Annotated in this window: 15 protein-coding genes; 6 read left to right on the plus strand and 9 right to left on the minus strand. The window is 40.4% G+C overall.

Annotated elements, in window-relative coordinates:
• Nucleotides 1-14: 14 nt before the first annotated feature.
• The 5 genes from H6G74_RS00350 to H6G74_RS00370 all read right to left on the minus strand — a co-directional run bounded on the left by H6G74_RS00350 (nt 15) and on the right by H6G74_RS00370 (nt 8,902).
• Entirely contained in the window at nt 15-956 is a 942-nt protein-coding gene (locus tag H6G74_RS00350) for a glycine betaine ABC transporter substrate-binding protein (RefSeq protein WP_190965784.1), read from the minus strand.
• 3 nt (nt 957-959) lie between these two features.
• Nucleotides 960-1,589, minus strand: a complete 630-nt coding sequence (locus tag H6G74_RS00355) for an ABC transporter permease (RefSeq protein WP_190965785.1) — start codon at nt 1,587-1,589, stop codon at nt 960-962.
• The gene (locus H6G74_RS00360) at nt 1,586-2,344 is read right to left on the minus strand and encodes an ATP-binding cassette domain-containing protein (RefSeq protein ID WP_190965786.1); all 759 of its coding nucleotides are present in this window, start codon (nt 2,342-2,344) and stop codon (nt 1,586-1,588) included. The genes H6G74_RS00355 and H6G74_RS00360 overlap by 4 nt, the downstream gene beginning before the upstream one ends.
• A 425-nt stretch (nt 2,345-2,769) precedes the next feature.
• Nucleotides 2,770-8,286 carry a translocation/assembly module TamB domain-containing protein gene (locus H6G74_RS00365; protein ID WP_190965787.1) on the minus strand — a complete coding sequence of 1,839 codons (5,517 nt, stop codon included), beginning with the start codon at nt 8,284-8,286 and terminating at the stop codon, nt 2,770-2,772.
• A 223-nt stretch (nt 8,287-8,509) separates the two neighbouring features.
• Complete coding sequence (locus tag H6G74_RS00370; protein WP_190965788.1) at nt 8,510-8,902, minus strand: four helix bundle protein; 393 nt, start codon at nt 8,900-8,902, stop codon at nt 8,510-8,512.
• 248 nt (nt 8,903-9,150) lie between these two features.
• Between H6G74_RS00370 and mgtE the strand changes: the two genes are divergently transcribed.
• The gene (gene mgtE, locus H6G74_RS00375; RefSeq protein ID WP_190965789.1) at nt 9,151-10,551 is read left to right on the plus strand and encodes a magnesium transporter; all 1,401 of its coding nucleotides are present in this window, start codon (nt 9,151-9,153) and stop codon (nt 10,549-10,551) included.
• 92 nt (nt 10,552-10,643) lie between these two features.
• Here the strand turns inward: mgtE and H6G74_RS00380 are convergent, their stop codons facing one another.
• Nucleotides 10,644-11,939: an FAD-dependent oxidoreductase gene (locus H6G74_RS00380; RefSeq protein WP_190965790.1), complete on the minus strand. Its 1,296-nt coding sequence runs from the start codon at nt 11,937-11,939 to the stop codon at nt 10,644-10,646.
• A 247-nt stretch (nt 11,940-12,186) separates the two neighbouring features.
• On the opposite strand from H6G74_RS00380, the gene H6G74_RS00385 reads away from it, so the two are divergent.
• The 5 genes from H6G74_RS00385 to H6G74_RS00405 all read left to right on the plus strand — a co-directional run bounded on the left by H6G74_RS00385 (nt 12,187) and on the right by H6G74_RS00405 (nt 15,520).
• On the plus strand, nt 12,187-12,798 hold the full coding sequence (locus H6G74_RS00385; RefSeq protein WP_190965791.1) for a GDSL-type esterase/lipase family protein: 612 nt from the start codon (nt 12,187-12,189) through the stop codon (nt 12,796-12,798).
• A 47-nt stretch (nt 12,799-12,845) separates the two neighbouring features.
• Nucleotides 12,846-13,526, plus strand: a complete 681-nt coding sequence (locus H6G74_RS00390; protein ID WP_190965792.1) for a Uma2 family endonuclease — start codon at nt 12,846-12,848, stop codon at nt 13,524-13,526.
• Between the two features lie 45 nt (nt 13,527-13,571).
• Entirely contained in the window at nt 13,572-13,796 is a 225-nt protein-coding gene (locus tag H6G74_RS00395) for a type II toxin-antitoxin system Phd/YefM family antitoxin (protein ID WP_190965793.1), read from the plus strand.
• On the plus strand, nt 13,796-14,182 hold the full coding sequence (locus tag H6G74_RS00400; protein WP_190965794.1) for a type II toxin-antitoxin system VapC family toxin: 387 nt from the start codon (nt 13,796-13,798) through the stop codon (nt 14,180-14,182). The genes H6G74_RS00395 and H6G74_RS00400 overlap by 1 nt, the downstream gene beginning before the upstream one ends.
• Before the next feature lie 87 nt (nt 14,183-14,269).
• The gene (locus H6G74_RS00405; protein ID WP_190965795.1) at nt 14,270-15,520 is read left to right on the plus strand and encodes a ribulose bisphosphate carboxylase small subunit; all 1,251 of its coding nucleotides are present in this window, start codon (nt 14,270-14,272) and stop codon (nt 15,518-15,520) included.
• 134 nt (nt 15,521-15,654) lie between these two features.
• Here the strand turns inward: H6G74_RS00405 and H6G74_RS00410 are convergent, their stop codons facing one another.
• The 3 genes from H6G74_RS00410 to H6G74_RS00420 all read right to left on the minus strand — a co-directional run bounded on the left by H6G74_RS00410 (nt 15,655) and on the right by H6G74_RS00420 (nt 19,013).
• Entirely contained in the window at nt 15,655-17,205 is a 1,551-nt protein-coding gene (locus H6G74_RS00410) for a mercuric reductase (RefSeq protein WP_190965796.1), read from the minus strand.
• A gap of 182 nt (nt 17,206-17,387) precedes the next feature.
• Nucleotides 17,388-18,137 (minus strand): TVP38/TMEM64 family protein, encoded by a 750-nt coding sequence (locus tag H6G74_RS00415; protein ID WP_390848755.1) that lies wholly within the window; start codon nt 18,135-18,137, stop codon nt 17,388-17,390.
• A 126-nt stretch (nt 18,138-18,263) separates the two neighbouring features.
• Nucleotides 18,264-19,013 (minus strand): TVP38/TMEM64 family protein, encoded by a 750-nt coding sequence (locus H6G74_RS00420; protein ID WP_190965798.1) that lies wholly within the window; start codon nt 19,011-19,013, stop codon nt 18,264-18,266.
• Between the last annotated feature and the right edge of the window lie 5 nt (nt 19,014-19,018).

Consider the following 19,018-nt stretch of genomic DNA (forward strand, 5'->3'; position numbering starts at 1 on the left):
GCGCGGCAGTTGCTTCAAGTCGGCGGAGCCGCCCAACGCACTGCCTTGCCTTTGCGCGAGATTAACCCTTTAGATTTAAGAAACTCACGCACAACCTCTTTAATATCTCGTAACTCCCCTTCAACTAAATAATTTAACTGCCGCATTTCATCTGCGGAAATTTTACCAGAAAGTTGAGCGATCGCACTTTTTAATTCCGGGTATTTATTTAAGGTTGCTTGTCTGACAATTGGCGTAGCTTCGTAAGGGGGGAAATATTGTTTATCGTCCTTTAACACAGCTAAACCTAACCGCGCAATTTGCCCATCACTAGAATTTCCTGCTACCATATCGACTTGTTTTTGAATTAAGGCGCGGTAGATTAAACCCAAGTCCATAATTTGCGGTGGTTTAGAAAAACGCAAATTATAAGTTTTCGCTAACCCCGGAAAACCATCTTCCCGTTCTAAAAATTCATAGCCAAAACCGCCGCGCCATTGGGGTGTATATTGTGCAGCTTGAGATAGAGTTTGAATATTATACTTCTTGGCATCTTCACCGCGAATTACCATTGCGAAAGTATCTTCAAAGCCTAAACTTGGCATGACTTCTAAGTTGAATTTTTCGGCATAAATTTGTTTTAATTTTTCGTAAACTACCTTTGGGTCGTTAACGGTCTTTTGTTTTAAAATCCCTGTAAAAGCTGTGCCTGTATACTCAATATAAGCATCAATTTTGCCAGCCAAAATCGCATTGTGGCAGACAAACGAACCCCCCAAACGAGGACGACGGGTAACTTTGAGATTAGTTGTGGCTTCGATGTGTTGGGCTAAGAGTTCGCCTAAAATATCTTGGGCGGTAAAATCTTTAGAAGCAACAACAATATCGCCCGTGGTATTATTCGCACTAGGGTTACAAGCTGCGATCGCCACTACTAAAGTAAAAGTTAAAATAAAAAATATTAAAAATCTTTTCATTACTTATTTAACTTTTAATTTGGTTTCCAACAACCCAATTAACAAATCTGCCAGTAAAGCAATCACGGCTGCTGGTACTGCACCGGCTAAAATTAAATCATTGTTTACTACAGCAATGCCGCGAAAAATAAACACGCCTAAACCACCAGCACCAATAGCAGCAGCAATTGTAGCAATACCAATACCTATGACTGCGGCAACTCTCACACCTGCCAAAATTACACTCATTGCTAGGGGAATTTCGACTTGTAATAATAATTCTTGATCAGTCATTCCCATACCTCTACCAGCTTCGATAATTGCTGGATCTACACTGGTAATGCCTGTGTAAGTATTCCGAATTATCGGCAGAAAAGAATATAAAGTTAAAGCAACAATAGCTGGGACAACACCAATTCCACCAATAATCGGGACAGGAATTAGTAAACCAAATAACGCCAAACTTGGAATAGTTTGCAGTACATTGGCAATACCCAAAATGGGTTGACGCAAACGAGTTTGACGGGTAATTAAAATACCTAACGGAATGCCAACAAGTGTGGCAATTGTAATGGCAATGCCTACCAAAAATAAATGTTCCAGCGTGTGCTGTAAAATTTCTGGGGCATACTTAATCAAGAAAAAGTCTTTCATAAATTGTCTTGCAGAGAACGCAGACATTGAAGAAAAGCTAGGCTTTCTGGATGTTGCGATCGCAGAAACTCCTCCTTTGTACCTAATACTACCAGTTCTCCGTCATACATTAACCCAATTCGAGAAGCTAAGACAAACGCCTCTTGGATATCATGCGTCACAAACACCACTGTCTTACCGAGTTCTTGCTGTAACCGCCGAAACTCCTGTTGCAATTCTAAGCGCGTAATGGGGTCAAGTGCGCCAAAAGGCTCATCCATCAACAACACTGGAGGATCTGCGGCTAACGCTCTCGCTACGCCTACCCTTTGTCGCTGTCCCCCCGAAAGTTGATGGGGATAACGCCCAGCAAACTGCACAGGATCTAACCCTACCAATTGCAACAATTCATAAACTCTTGTTTTAATTTGTTTCGGTTTCCAACCTTCTAAACTAGGAACTAAACCCACATTACGTTCTACAGTGAAATGGGGAAATAAACCAGTTTCTTGAATGACATAACCAATTTTGCGCCGCAGTTTAATTTCATCCCATTGACTTGTCGGAGTTCCATCAAATAGGACTTCACCTGTGGTTGGTGTAAACAGATGATTAATTAATTTCATTGTGGTAGTTTTACCGCTACCACTGCGTCCAAGTAATATTAATGCTTCTCCTTGATGGATTGAAAAATTAAGATTTGATACTAAATTGCGACGGTTGCTGCTAAAGCTGACATCGCGGAATTCAACAGCAATTGAGCGATTTTGCGACATGGTTGACTGTTGGTTGTTAACTTGAAGCTATTATTACTGATTTTGCTAATAAGTAAATATAGACTTTTGTCTCACGCAAAGGCGCAAAGAGTTAAGAGAATAGTAAGGTTGGGTGTAGCGATAGCGTAACCCAACAAAGTCTTGAAAATGTTGGGTTCCGTTCCTCCACCCAACCTACACCAGTCTAAATTGTTGCCTTAACTGAACTGTATTGGGACTTACGCAAGAACTCTCTCAAACTCTTATAACTTCGTGTCCTTTGCGCCCTTTGCGGTTCGTTTTTTCATAAAATTCAACCTAAATTTAGATTAACGGGTTTCGACTTCGCTCAACCCTTTTTTAGCAAGGCTACTGAGCATTGAGCGACTCGCCCTGAGCGTAGTCGATGGGAGTTGAAATGCTCCTTCTAAATCCCATATACCGCACTAAAATCGAGTTTCATATTCAAAGAAAAGTAGATTTTCATTGCCCAAATCGGTTGCGCCGCGTACTAAAATTTCGTCATTGAGCCGATAAAGGACGTTGTAACGGAAGGACGCATCACTACTAAATAATGGTCGTGATAAAGAAACAGAAAAATCTCGATTCACGTTGAATACACCTTCGGCTGATAAATCGAGAACCGATGAACGTCTTGCTGTTTGATCAGTAATTGGAGTAGGAAAGATGCGAAATTCACTAAAACCAATTGCTTGACCGATCGCAGTAATCGTACCTTGTAAACTACCTAAAATCGTCGTGCCAGCAAAATTAGTTAACCCTTGGGTGATATCTCCGGTTTGAGCAAAGTTATTCAAAATTGAGCCACCCAGTAAAGCGACAATTTCTCCTTGACTGCGGCGGGGTTGACTTGTTAATTCTAAATTTTCGTTTAATCTACTCGCGCGTCCTGTCACCCTTGCTTGTACGCGCACAGTGCGTAAAGTGCCAAAATTAATCGCAGAAGTATCGCTGATTTCTGACGATGCAGGGGATCTTAAAATTCGATTATTGATTGCTGAAGTTTCAGGAACGATCGCTAACAGTCGCACATTCAAGGTAGGATCAAGTCCTTGACTGGGGGTAAAGGTGGCTGTTTGTTCATAGCCACGTTCTAAGGTGAACTCGGTACTAAATAAACTGACTCTTCCGCCTGTTAACCGAATTTCTCCTTGGGGGAGAGGTTTGGCTAATGTACCATTAATTGTTAAGTCACCTTTGGCGTTAAAGCTGAGTATCGGTTGACTAAATCCTCCTACTCCCGGTACAAAACTGAGTAAAGATTGACTCGTCACCCGCACATCATCACCTAAAGTCAAGCGTAAGTTGTCAAACGCCACAGGTAAATTAGGTCTAGTTACAGCAGCAGTAGTTGTTGTAGGCTTGGGGTTAGTTTCTGCGGGTGTGACGGCACTAATATTAACGTCACTACTATCGGTTGTTGTTGGTTGGGTGTTAGCAGTGGTGGAGTTGCCAATAATTACCTGTCCATCACTCAGTTCAATTTCACCGCCAATTTGTGGTTTGAGTGCTGTTCCTTGAATCACCGCATTACCACTCACACCACCTGCATACAAACCAGGAACTTGAAAATCTAGGGGTTTTTCTATTAATACTGTCAAAGGATTGGTTGTATTGGACTGGGGTGTAAAAATTGGCAAAATTCCCGATGCTGTGACTAACCCTTGATTGTAATTAGCTTGAATACCTTCTATATTTACTATATTGCCGTTAAACTGGGCTGTTCCTGTGACATTTGTGAGCGGTTCCGATAAAGCTTGAGCGCGAATAGTAGCATTATTCAATGTGGCATTGCCGTTAATAATTGGCTGGTTTAAAGTCCCGCTAACATTCACAGCTACTTGTCCTTGTCCATCTAGCCACGAGACTTGATTGTTAGTCAACAGATTTAACAGTGTTAAACCTTCGTTACTCACATTCGCCTGGACACTAATTTGATTACTAGCTGGTTTGGCAAAGGTAAAAGGTAAGGGTGCAGGAATACTACCTGTAGCTGTGATGGGTTGGGTTCCTGTCAGCAGTAACGCACTGTCAAAATTTAAGCGGGCATTTTCGTAGGCAAATTTTACCTGTCCTGTCTGCACTGGTTGGTTATTCAGAGTCGCATTCGCTAGTGATACTTCACCATTCACACTGGGGTTGAGGAAATTACCTTGCAAATTAGCCACAGCATTCACTTCACCTGTGACATCTAGCGGATATTGGGTGATAAACGGCTGAAATAAAGATAACGGTAAACTCGCTACATTTAACTGTCCCGCCAGTTGATTCAAGCCTAACTTACCTGCAAAAGCTACCTGTCCTTGATTAATGCCAATACTCAAGGGTGAGAGAGTAATTACACCATTGGCAAAATTACCTTGAGCAATAACTTGATTAATCGTATATTGTCCCCATTGCCAGTTATTACCTTGAAGATTAAACCCAGCATTCAACCCAGATTTTAAAGAACCACTGGCTACTAAGGTTCCATTTAAAGCACCTGTTAATTCTGCCAAGCTGGGTAAAGGTGGTGCTTGTTGTTCTGCTTGCTGTTGCTGTTGGGCTATCAATGCGCGAATTTTATAGTAATACTTTAATTTGGCGAGTAAGTCTGCATTGGGTAAGCTGAGAGGTGTAGTGTTGAGTGCTTCTGCACCTGCTAGTGTGGGCGGTTCTGTACCTGTGCTGAAGTCTTGAAAATCGTAGATATTAAATGCTTGTAAAAGTTCTTGGATGCGAGTTTGAACTAGATTAGCTTGGACTTGAAATTGGGGGTTATTGCCAGTCTGCACACTCCCACTCAGGGCGATGCTACTTTCTCCCAGACGCAACAGACCGTTAGTTAAGTTAGCCGAACCATTGGCATAATTAAAACTACCACGAAATTCATTGGCGGAAATTCTGGCAACACGGGGCTGAGAAATTGCCACATCTCCCGCCAAGGCATAATTATTCAGATTAACTACTAAATTGCCTGATAATTGCCCGCCCAAGGGTTTCAAGTTATTGTTAGGTAAAAAGCCGCCAACCAAAGCGATGGGAAATTGTTGGGCGTTGATAATTAAATTATCTCCCTCGGTTCTACCTGTGGTGACAGCGCCATCACGCCGGACTAAAAAGGAAGTTGGGCGATAATTACCATCGAGGTTCAAAGCTATCCTATCTTGTGTACCTGCGAGGCGCAGACTTCCCCCTTGTCCGCCTTGAAAATTCACATTACCAGTTAAAACGGGGTCAAATGCCACGTTCCCGACATTGAAATTCCGCAGCCGTACATTACCCGTAGCTTGGGGGACTTCTGGAGTACCTGTGACTCGCCCATTAAAATCAACAAAACCTGATAAGGCGATATCTCCGGGAACTTGCACACCAGTATTGTTGAGGTTGAAATTCTGCGCCAGGACATCGAAATTAAAGCCGGCGATTTTCGGTGTACCTGTTGCTGGTAATTGTACAGCGATCGCACCACTCGCACTTACCCCCGGTGTCGTCGCTCGTGGCACAATAATTTGCTGACCATTCCAACGAAACTCGGCTGATAATGGTTGTGCTAACTGTGCTATTCCCTGGTTGGCGCGAATTTGTCCGGCGGCGCGGATATCTGCTAAAGCAAAAGATTTTGTATTCCCAGCCACCTGCACATTCCCATTCAGCCTACCGCGTAATTGGGGTGAAAAACGGCTGAGTTGAATTTGAGAAGCATTCGCTACTGCTTGCCAGCGACCATTATTCAAGCTAATATCCCTGACATTGACTCTACCCCCCGCCACACTCAAGTTTGCTTGTCCAGAAGCTTGAATGGTTTCCGGTTGCAAAGATTTCGTGCTGCCTGATAAATTCACAGAAGCACTAGTTAATACTCCCTGAAATTGGGCAGGAATCTGGGAAAAACGGCTGAGTTGAATTTGGGAAGCATTCGCCACTGCTTGCCAGCGACTATTATTCAAGTTAATATCCCTGATATTGACTCTACCCCCCGCCAGGTTGAGATTTGCTTCCCCTGTGGCTTGAAAAGATTTCGTACTACCCGACAAACTCACCGATGCACTCGTTAATACACCTTGGAATTGGGCGGGAATTTCTTTAAATCGGCTTAACTGAACTTTTTCGGTATTAACAACAGCTTGCCAACGGTTTTGGGAAACCCGCCCCTTAGCAGTGATGGTATTACCTGCTACATCAAACACAGCCGTTGGCAAAACAAGATTCTGCCCTTGTTGCTCAATTACTGCTGCACCGATGGTTGGGTAGGTAGCATTCGGCGCTTGTACTTGGGCGACCGTCCGCAAATTCCCCAGATAGCCAAACACCCTAGCATTGGCTGAGACATTCCCAACTTTGATGCTAGATGCAGAGTTGTTGGTTTTGGCGATGACATCCCCTGGTAAATTTTGGGCGAGAACATTCAACAATACTCTGCCTTGGGGCGCTAGTTGCACTTGACCACCGCCGACAATTTGCCCCCCGGCTGGTGGTTGCACCAAGACTCTGGCAATGTTGAGGATTAAAGGTTGTCTGCCGAGGGAGCCAGTGATTTGTGTATTAGCTGAGACATTGCCGATGCTAATGGGTGGTGTAATCCCGTATCTCTGCGCCAGTATATCTCCTGAAATACCTTCGGCTTGTAGGTCAAATTTTACTTGACCACCTAGTACTGCTTGACCGCCACCTGTAATGATTCCACCTGCGGCGGGGACAAGTTTGAGATTTGAGACGGTGATTTGAGAAGCATTTTTATTGACATTGAGGCGAAAGTCAGTATTAACAGCTTGGAACTGTACGCGGTCAACTTGCAGAGGTTTGGTGTTGCTGACTGTACCGCTAAGAACTGGCTGTTGCAGAGAACCTTGCACCTTGACCTTGGCTTGGACTTCTCCCGTGGCGAGGACGGGAGATTTGACGTTGAAGGTGTCTAAGAGATTTTTCGCACTGACGGGTTTGACAAGCGCGGAAAGGTCAAAACCTGTTTTGAGATTGACTGTACCATTAGCTAAGAGAGGAACTTTGCCTAAATTTGTGGTGAGATTATCTAATGCGATCGCCTGACCTTGAAATACTAATCTACCGTTAGAATTAATGAAGCGTTGGGGTATATTTTGAATTTGGGCTGTGACTTGTTCAGGAATCGCTGTCCCGGTAATCGCTATCTCTGACGCATTTGCAGGAATCTCCACACCCAAGTCAGCACTAACTTTTCCTGCTTGCAAAACAATGGGTAACTCAATTAACCGACTCACATCAGATGCTAGTAAACTTTGGGCGACAACCTGTAGATTAGTTTGTTGTGCTTTTGGTTGTGTTGACCCAGTAATTTTAACCGCACCACCTCTGGCAAATTGACCATTAATTTTATAACCAATCTCTGTATTATCTGGTGCAAATCGCGCCCCACCAGCAAAGTTATCGATAATTACAGAACCTTTTGGTTTAGTTGGTGCAGAGGTTGGTAATAGTTCTACACTGCCATCAACAATTTGCAGTGTTTGTAATTGAGTTTGAATAATTCCTTTACCTTCAGCACTTGTTACCTCTGCTTTCACCCAACGACCATCTTGATCTTGTTGAATAAAAACACGCGGCTGCACCAAGGTGACATTTAACGGTAGTGTGCGGCTGAAAATGACTGGTAATAGCGCAAACTGCACCTCAACAGCCTTTGCTGTTACTTGGTCAGCATCAGTAGATGTTGCAGGTATGGATAAAGAACTAAATCTCAGACTCGAAAGCGAAAAAGACTCCACTTGCCCTAGATTAATTGGTCGCCCTAGTAATTGTTCCAGATTTGTCTCTACTAGTGGCGCTAAATCGTTATACACATAATTTCTTGCCCACCAAATTCCTGATGCAATACCAGCAAGCAAGAAAATTCCTATAACTAAACTACTACGACTAAAAAGTAGGAGATATAAACGACGGTTAATTGGCTCCTGATCATTTTCTGAGTTTGGAGGGCGCGTCATTTCCGTTACCAGCAACGCTATCGAGTAACAAAGTTTATTATTACCCGAAAACAACATAGTTGTTTTGCCGAAGTTTTCAAAACTTGTTCTAGATAGATTAGTAGTTCCTTCTGATGAGGGATGACAGACTCATAGTACTGGTGAAATTGGGTGTGGGAGGGGTGGGGAGTGTGGGAGGTGTGGGGAGTGTGGGGGGTGTGGGAGGTGTGGGGAGTGTGGGAATTTAGTCAAGTAACCAATCATCTGGATGGGTAATCATCTTGACTAACCCACTAAGGACTTGATTGTAAGGAGCGTAGAGTTTTCTTCCTTGTTCAACGGTAAGATATTGACATTTCACAGCAAACTTTAACCAAACTTGAGTTTCTGCTGCCTCTGCTTCACAATCATTGAGTTTAGCGACAAAAGCGGCTTTATATCGCCGTTTTCTCCAAGCTTCTGCCATATTTGCACAGACAGAGCGAGAGGAGCGACGAATTTGGTCAGTTAATGAATATTTTTCTTCAACTGGGAACTTTTTAGAATATTCAAAAATTTGCATTGCTGTCTCAAATGCTAATTGATAAATGGCTAAATCCTCATGATTTCTAAAATACTTTTTCCCTTTTTCTTCCATCTTCTTTAATTTCGACTGCTCCTTTCTTCATCTTCCCACACCCCCCACCCTTCCCACACCTCCCACACTCCCCTTCTTGACTAAGTTTTGAGCATTAATTAACAGTCTATTTGCTACGTTAATAGGAGAAATTTGAGAAAAGTTGATTTAAAGTAAAAAAAATTACATCGTTTAAGGTTTCATCTTCCGGCATTGTCTCATAGACTAGGGGCAGCAACCTTATTAAAACTGGCTGAGGAAAGTGGAAATTGACTGAGACAAACAACTTAAATTCTCCGTTCCAGGATGTATCCCGTAGAGAATTGCGAGATTTAGTCAGAACGCAACTGCAAATGCTGTTAGAAGCAGGAGATTTACAAGCTGCAAAATCAATTCTTGTACCCGTACAACCTGCGGATATTGCCGAAGCAATTGAAGGTTTACCAGAAGCGATGCACGCTTTAGCTTTTCGTTTGCTTTCTAAAGATGAAGCGATCGCAGTTTACGAGTATCTTGACTATAGTGTACAAGAACGATTAATTGAAGAATTAAAAAGTCAAGAAGTTCGTGATATTGTCGATCAAATGTCTTCGGATGACAGAGCGAGGTTATTTGATGAATTACCTGCAAAAGTTGTCAACCGCTTACTAGAACAATTAAGTCCGGTAGAACGTCAAGCCACGGCTTTGCTGTTAGGTTATGAACCTAATACGGCTGGGCGAATTATGACTTTAGAGTTTATTTCTCTCAAAGAAAATATTACAGTTACTCAGGCTCTAGAGCGGATTCGTCGTTTAGCTAATGCCAGCGAAATAATTTACTATCTCTACGTCACAGACGCTGAAAGACGGTTGACAGGGATTGTCTCTTTGCGAGATTTAGTAACATCTCAACCAGAACAAATCATTGGGGAAATTATGACCCGTGATGTGATATTTGTTCGCACAGATACAGACCAAGAAGAAGTAGCAAGAGTTATCCAAAGATATGACTTTTTAGCTGTACCTGTGGTAGACAAACAACAGCTTTTAGTTGGTATTGTTACCGTTGATGATGTAATTGATATTTTACAAGAAGAAACCACCAAAGATATTTATGCGTTAGGTGGTGGTGTGCAGTCGAGTGGCGATAATTATTTCCAGATGAACTTGATGGAAGTCGCACGTAAACGAGTGGTATGGTTATTTGTTTTATTAATTACTAATACTGTTACAGGCACAATTATTAAATCCCAAGAAGATATTTTAACCAAAGTAGTTACGCTGACGGCATTTATTCCTTTATTAACAGGAACAGGCGGTAATGTGGGCGCTCAATCTTCGACAGTGGTAATTCGGGGGATGAATACTGAAGAAATTCGCTCACTCGGTACATGGCAAATAATTGGCAGAGAAGCGATCGCTGGTTTACTCTTGGGTGGTATGCTGGGGATCATCGCTACAATTTGGGCATATTTTTTACAAGGCAGAATTGAAGTTGCGATCGCTGTCGGTACTAGTTTAGTGGCGATTTCGGTTTTAGCTTCCGTTTCTGGTTCCACACTACCATTTTTATTTCGGATGTTACGTTTAGACCCGGCCTTGATGTCTGCACCATTTATCACCACAGCCGTCGATGTTTTAGGAGTCTTGATTTATTTCAATTTGGCACGGGTAATTTTAAAGTTATAGCTGAGTCAATCAAGTTTGGATTTTAGATGAGAACAATCTTTCAATCTAAAATTCTTCTACCTTAACCTACTTAATTGCCATCAAACCACTTCTCAGAATCTTTCATTGGATTTTTTGACTTTAGCAATCCAAGGTTGGTATAAATTCAAAATCTCTGCATAAGGAACGGTAGTTTCTGAGATTAAATAAAATAGCGGCTGGGCGAAATTATTAGGGAATAATTTGTGGAGAATTTTGGCTGAAATGTCTCTAATCAGATACTCAATAAATAACCATTGTGCTAAAGGAAATGCGTTATTTCCCAGTTCTACTAAAGCATAACCATCGGGCTGACGGCGCACAGTAAATTGTGCGATCGCTTCTGGGATATGATCAGAATACTCATCTAAAAGCTGGTCAAATATAAATACATCTTCCAGAGCAGCATTGCAACCTTGACCAATGGATGGAGATACAGCGTGAGCAGCATCACCTATGAGCAATACACTATCACCATAATGGTAACTCTGACAGCGAACTGTTAAAACTGTTGATGGTTGTTTATTACAAAAAGCTTCCGCCTCTGATGCTGGCATTAATTGACCAATGTCTGGGAAATTGGCTTGAAAAAATTTCAATACTTCTTGCTGACTGGCAAGATGAGCTACTTGATTTTGTTGGCGAGGAAAGTGAATAATTCCACTCATTGTCTTGCCTAATTGATGGAGTAAAAACACAACTGTGCCATCTTTTAGCATCCAAGAATGGATTTTATCTTGAGCTAAATTAATCTTGGAGTCAGCATCAAGAGCAGGTAAGAAAAACGATTTATAATCTGTGGGAATATATTTTTGTTCGCAGACACAATTTGCCGTCAACTTCAAATTTTCTCTAACCGCCGAATAAGCTCCATCAGCACCAACTAAAAAATCATAATGCACAGTAATAACTTCTTCTGATGCTTCAGACTTATTGATAATTGTTAAAGTTTTAGTCGCAAAATCAACTTGCTGACATTGACATTCAAAGTGAATATTTAAGCGATGATGATACTTATGAGTTAAGTCTGCTAAAATTGCGATCGCTAAATTTGTTCTGTCAAGAGTGAATAAGGGATTTTGTCGCGGAGTATATCTAGTTTTGCCATTACTTTGATGAAAAATCGTGCCATTCATGACTAAACTTATATCTTTAACTGCTGCTTCTAATCCTTCAATTTGTCTTAAAGCATACATCCCTCTCTCATTGAGAGAAATGGGATAAGTCCTAGATTTAGAAAAAGCTACAATTCTAGGATCACTGCGGCGCTCATAAATATCTACTTGATAATTATCACCACGACGTAATAAATACTGAGCCAATAAAAGTCCACTTGGGCCAGCACCAACAATCACTACTTTTTTTAGCATAAGTTTAGAATTGATATATATATGATGATAATAATTTGTAAGTTTGCCAGTCAAAATTCAGCATTCTGCTAGATAGAAATTTTTATAGTCTCATATTACTTATTATCAAAATCCAAGTGATTCTGTCTGTTTATGTCTATGAAATGATCATAGTTTGAATATTTATCTTTAATTATTAAATTAATTTAGAATATTACTAAAGAATCTTTCGACAATAAGTAATCAAACTTAGATGATAATAAAAAACATGAATAACACACCTCTATCACAAGTGAGAATTTGCTTTTTGGGTGAATCATTTGTCAACGGTACAGGCGACCCAGAATTTCTTGGTTGGACAGGGAGAATTTGCGTAAATGCTTATCAAAAAGGGTATGAGATCACCTACTATAATTTAGGTGTGCGAAGAGAAACCAGTACTGAACTCAAAAATCGTTGGCTTCGAGAAGTAACTTATCGTCTACCAAAAAAATATAACGGGAGAGTTGTATTTTCCTTTGGGGTGAATGACATGACTATCGAAAATGGACAAACTCGTGTCGCTGTTGCAGATTCACTCAATAATATACGTGAGATTTTGAGTGTAGCCAAACAGCTATATCCTGTTTTGATGATTAGTCCACCGCCATGCACAGATGTAGAACAAAATTACAGAATTGGTAATTTAGCCCAAGAATTTGCTTTAGTTTGTCAGCAATTAGATGTGCCTTATCTTAATGTTTTTACGATATTAATTAAGTCACCTACTTGGATAGAAGAAGCCAAGAATTATGATGGCGCTCATCCACAAGCCACAGGTTATACCGAATTTGCTCAAATTGTTAATAATTGGGATGCTTGGTTAAATTGGTTTAATTAAGAATTGCTTATACTAGATGCAGTAAAACTCCTGCGAGGAATCTGAATATGACAGCATCAGATATTAAAATACCACCTTTAGAAAGTGGCGATCGCCTAACTCGGCAAGAATTTGAACGTCGCTATTATGCCATGCCTCATACTAAAAAAGCAGAACTAATTGAAGGAGTTGTATACGTGGCCTCACCCTTACGTTTTAAAAGTCATGGAAAACCCCACGCTAATCTGATTGGCTGGTTGTGGACTTACAAAGTGGCTACCCCTGGTGTAGAGTTGGGTGATAACTCTACAGTCCGCCTAGATTTAGATAATGAACTACAGCCAGATGTCATGCTATTAATTGATGAACAACTGGGTGGACAAGCAAGTATTAGTGAAGATGACTATATAGAAGGCGCACCAGAATTAATTGCTGAAGTTGCTGCGAGTAGTGCGGCTAATGACTTGTATGATAAAAAGCGAGTATACCGACGCAATGGTGTAAAAGAGTATATTGTTTGGCAGGTTTTTGAGAATCAATTTGATTGGTTTATGTTAGAAAATGGTGAATATAAATCATTATCACCAGATATAGACGGGATTATCAAAAGTTATATCTTTCCTGGTTTATGGTTGGATGTAACTGCGCTATTAACTGGAGAAATGACCCAAGTTTTAGCAGTACTGCAAAGAGGCTTGAACTCACAAGAACATCAAATATTTGTACAAGAATTAGCTAATAAATCTTAAATTCTTCACTCAACGCTAAAATTTTATTAGTAAAAGGTAGTTTTTATGCAGCAAATTAATTTAGCTGAAGCATCCCAACACTTATCAGAATTAATTGACGCGGCGCTGGATGGTGAAGAAATTATCATCACAAAAGATAATCAGCAGGCTGTGAAGTTAATTCCTATATTGCCAGTGAAACGCCGTCGTCAACCTGGAAGTGCAAAGGGATTAATCACTATGGCTGATGACTTTGATGCGCCTTTAGAAGATTTTCAGGAGTATATGTAGTGCTTTTTTTGATGGACACGCATACTTTTATCTGGTATGTAACAGAGAATTTAAGACTAAGTAATCAAGTACTAGAGTTAATCAATGATGAAGATAATAAAATTTTTCTTAGCATTGCTAGTATTTGGGAAATGGGAATTAAGCAGGGTATAGGAAAGTTAACTTTTAATCTCCCATTAGAAATGTTAATTACCCAGCAAATTAGTATTAATGACTTCAGTGTATTAGATATCAAAATTAGTCACGTTAGTACTGTTTCCCAACTGCCATTACACCATCGTGACCCTTTTGATCGAATGTTAATTGCTCAGGCAATAGTAGAAAATTTACCTATATTAAGTGCTGATACAATTTTTGATGCTTATTCTGTCAAGCGTTTGTGGTAGCAATGCTGAAATTCTACCGCAAGATTAATAAACATTAGTCACCAAAAAAACTTAGCATTATTAAATCGGTCTTCACCAGGGATGGTTATGAGTTATTATATTGCTCCTCGATTTTTGGATAAAATTGCTGTTCACATCACTAAGAACTTCTTAAATCTTCCTGGTGTGAGAGTTCCTTTGATTTTAGGCATTCATGGACGTAAAGGTGAAGGAAAAACCTTTCAGTGTGAATTAGCTTTTGAAAAAATGGGTGTGGAAGTGACACTCATTTCTGGCGGTGAATTAGAAAGTCCCGACGCGGGAGACCCGGCGCGGTTGATTCGGCTACGCTATCGAGAAACAGCAGAACTGATTAAAGTGCGCGGTAAAATGTGCGTGCTGATGATTAACGATTTAGATGCAGGTGCAGGACGCTTTGACGAAGGCACTCAATATACTGTAAACACACAGTTGGTAAATGCCACATTGATGAATATTGCTGATAATCCCACAGATGTGCAGTTACCAGGAAGCTATGATGCAAATCCTATCCGGCGTGTACCAATTATCGTTACAGGTAATGATTTTTCCACACTGTATGCACCGTTAATTCGAGACGGACGGATGGAAAAATTTTATTGGGAACCTAACCGTGATGACAAAGTTGGAATTGTCGGCGGGATTTTTGCACCAGATGGACTTTCTAACCGGGATGTGGAAAAGTTAGTTGATACTTTTTCTAATCAATCAATTGACTTTTTTAGTGCGTTGCGTTCTCGAATTTATGATGAACAAATCCGCGACTTTATTCATCAAGTCGGTTATGAACGCATATCTTTGCGTGTAGTAAATAGTGTGGAAGGGCCGCCAGAATTTAAAAAGCCAGATTTTACTTTGTCTCACTTAATTGAGTCTGGTCATTTTATGGTGGGTGAACAAAAACGGGTGGAAAATTCGCAGTTGGTGGATGAATATAATCGTCTCAATCGAGGTAGAAAAAGTTATCAGCCAGCGTCATCTGTGGCGGAAACACCAACTCCTCAGCCGTCAACAAATGGTTCTCGTCAACAACCAGCTTTAAACACTCATATATCCCTAGAAACACAAGAACAAATTCGGCAAATTTTGTCTCAAGGTCTAAAAGTTGCTTTTGAACATGTTGATGAACGGCGCTTTCGTACAGGTGCTTGGCAAAGTTGCGGGACAATTCACATCGATGCGGAATCTGATGCGATTTCAACTTTAGAATCCCATCTTACTGAATATAGCGGTGAGTATGTGCGCTTGGTAGGAATTGACCCAAAAGCTAAACGGCGAGTTGTGGAAACAATTATTCAACGACCGAATAGTAGAAATTAATCATCCTATTTGATAGGGGAATAATAGAGACAAGGGGGATAAGGGAGAGTGTTTGTCTATCATTTAGGATTGTTATAGATTGATTTTAAAGAGCGATCGCACCACAAACACAACAGGCGATCGCTTTTTTATAGTTATGAAAACTTAGTCAAAAATCCGAGAATGCGTTTGGTATTCGCAGTTAAGAGAGTGCGACGGTAAGCATCGGCGGCTTTTTTAATGGCTTCGGCTTGGGTAGGGTATGGATGAATAACGCTACTTAATTTGCTCAAACCAATTTTATTCACAATTGCGGTGGTGACTTCCGAAATCATCTCACCTGCATGACTGGCAACAATGGTAGCACCGAGAATTTGATCAGAACCTTTTTTGTGTAGAATCTTGAGAAATCCGGCTTCTTCACCATCTGCGATCGCACGGTCTACACTACTAAAAGGAATTTTAATTGTTGCTACCTCAATACCTTGTTTTTTTGCTTCATGTTCATACATTCCCACATGAGCAATTTCTGGGGATGTATATGTTACCCAAGGCATAATTAAACTGCTGAGTTTAGAACGCCCTAAACCAAAGGGAGAAAACAGCGTATTTTTAATCACAATTCTGGCTGCTGCATCCGCCGCATGAGTAAATTTCCAATTCATGCAGATATCGCCAGCCGCATAAATTTTCGGATTGGTTGTTTGTAGATAATCATTGACTTGTATGCCGTGATGAGTATCGTATTTTACCCCCACAGATTCTAAGTTTAAACCTTCGACATTGGGCGCACGTCCCGCACCTACTAAGATTTCATCAACCGTGACTGAATCTCGATAACCATTGCTAGAAAAATAAAGTCGCTTACCTTCAGTAACAGCGACCACCTCTTCTAATTGGCAATTTAAGACTACACGAATACCTTCTTGAATTAACACGTTCTGAATAATTTCGGCTGCGTCTGTATCTTCTTTATTTAACAGATGGGAACCGCGATGTAACAGTGTCACTTCACAACCCAAACGCTGAAAAGTTTGGGCTAATTCACAACCAATTGGCCCGCCACCAATCACAGCTAATTTATCAGGGCGCTGAATCAAAGAAAAAACTGTTTCATTAGTTAAATAACCAACATTTTCAATTCCGGAAATTGATGGTTTTACAGCCCTAGCACCAGTCGCAATTACCGCTTTTTTAAATCGCAGAATTTTACCACCGACTTCTACAGTTTGGTTGCTAGTAAAACAACCATTACCCAAAAAAACATCAACGCCTAAATTTTTAAAACGTGCTGCAGAGTCATGATGACTAATTCCCGACCTGATGCGGCGCATCCGTTCCATGACTGCGGCAAAATCAACTTCTACTTGTTGTTTAGGAATATTAATTCCTAAATTTTTGGCGTGCCAAATTTCACCAATTACCCGTGCCGAACGAATAATAGATTTTGATGGTACACAACCCACATTCAAGCAATCTCCACCCATGAGATGCTTTTCAATTAATGCGACTTTTAAACCTAAATCTAAACCTGCTGCACCCGCAGCGACTACTAACCCGGCTGTTCCTGCACCAATAACTACTAAATCATAACAATCAGCAGGCTGTGGATTTACCCAATCTGGTGGATGTACATAAGAAACTAATTTTTGATTGTATTCATCTACTGGACGGACAATAACTCTTGATAATTCTGAATTAGACATAGTTTTAAGTGTGAAATATTATACAAAATGAAGAAATTTTTATAGCCTCAAATCTTCCACCCAGTGACTGAAGTCGCAGCTACACAGACAAAACCCGCCTGCGCGGGTTCATAACCCTTGATTTTAATTTAGTCCGCGTGGTGCGCCAAGCGCAGCACAAGCGCACCACGCGGACTTGGTTTTTATAGCAGCCGCGAATTCCGTTCGTCGGGGCTAGGTGCTTCTTCGTTTATTTTTACTTCTTCTGCTAAGGCTTTCCGGGCAATGCGGGTAACATAAACAGTAACTGCAACTGTGGCGATAAAGCCAATGATCCGAATTGCCCATTGTAAGGTAGGATTACTTGGTTGACCTTCAGTACCAATTAATGCCAAATTCCCGGCTAATGAACCAATATAAACATACATAATTGTGCCAGGAATCATCCCGATTGAACCAATAAAATAATCTTTCAGGGAAACTCCTGTAACACCAAAGGCATAGTTTAATAAATTGAAGGGAAATAGAGGAGAAAGTCGAGTTAATAAAACAATTCTTAATCCTTCTCGACCAACTGCTTGGTCAATGGCGGTAAAGTTTTGATTATTAGCAATTTTATTTGCAACCCAATTTCTAGCTAAATAACGTCCTACTAAAAATGCGGCTGTTGCACCTAAAGTTGCACCAATAAATACATACAAAGAACCCCAAACAACACCAAACACAACACCAGCGCCCAAGGTGAGAATTGACCCAGGTAAGAAAGCTACAGTAGCAATAATATACAGTCCAATAAAAGCGAACGCACCTACTGTTCCTTGGCTGTCAATCCATTGTAAGGCATTGCGTAAAAGGGTTTGGGGATTCAAGGTGTTACTTTGTACTGCTGTTTGGGCGATGGCTGATTCTGTGTGAAGTAAAATGGCGATCGCTACACTAATTAAAGCTATAATTAGTAAACAATGAGCTTTAATTAAGCTTTGCAAATGATAATTTTTTACTAACAATTTGTTACTCCTTTTATTAAATCAAAATATATTTATTTTAAAATTCTCGATTTTTTCCATCATTCTAAAATATTATCGATTCTTTTCTTGAACTATTTCTGTAACTGCCATACTTTGCGATAAAGCTTTCTGGGCGATTTTGGTAATATAAATAGTTACAGCCACAGTTGCAATTAAACCAATTATCTGCATAATTAATTGATAAGTTTTAGCTTCGGGTGTGAGTGTTTGATTGGAAATATTCGTCATCGCTAAATTGCCTGCTAATGTCCCCATATAGACATACATAACTGTCCCTGGCAGAATCCCAAAAGAACCTAATATATAATCTTTAAGGGAAACTTGGGTGACACCAAAAAAGTAATTTAATAAGTTAAAGGGAAATAAAGGACATAACCTTGTTAGTAAAACAATTTTCCATCCTTTTTTAGCAACTGCTACATCAATGGCTTTAAATTTAGGGTGTTGTTCAATTTGCTGGGATACCCAATCTCTTGATACATAACGCCCAATTATAAAGGCTAAAACTGCCCCAATAATTGCAGCTATTAATACATATACAGAACCCCAAAATAAGCCAAATAAACAGCCAGCTTTTAAAGTTAAAACTGAACCAGGAATAAATAATAATGTAGCTAAGTTATAAATACCTATATATGCAACAACACCCCAAATCCCCAAACTCTTGACCTGGGCAACTAAATTAGTAAAAATTGCTGAAAAATTAAGAAACCTAGCAGTAATAACCAAGGCGGCGACAAGTATAGCTAGTAGGATAAATTTGAGTTTGCCTTTAAATTTAGGACGTGGTTGTGTCGCCATAATTA

Source organism: Nostoc spongiaeforme FACHB-130 (assembly GCF_014698475.1).
GTDB classification, from domain to species: domain Bacteria; phylum Cyanobacteriota; class Cyanobacteriia; order Cyanobacteriales; family Nostocaceae; genus Nostoc_B; species Nostoc_B spongiaeforme.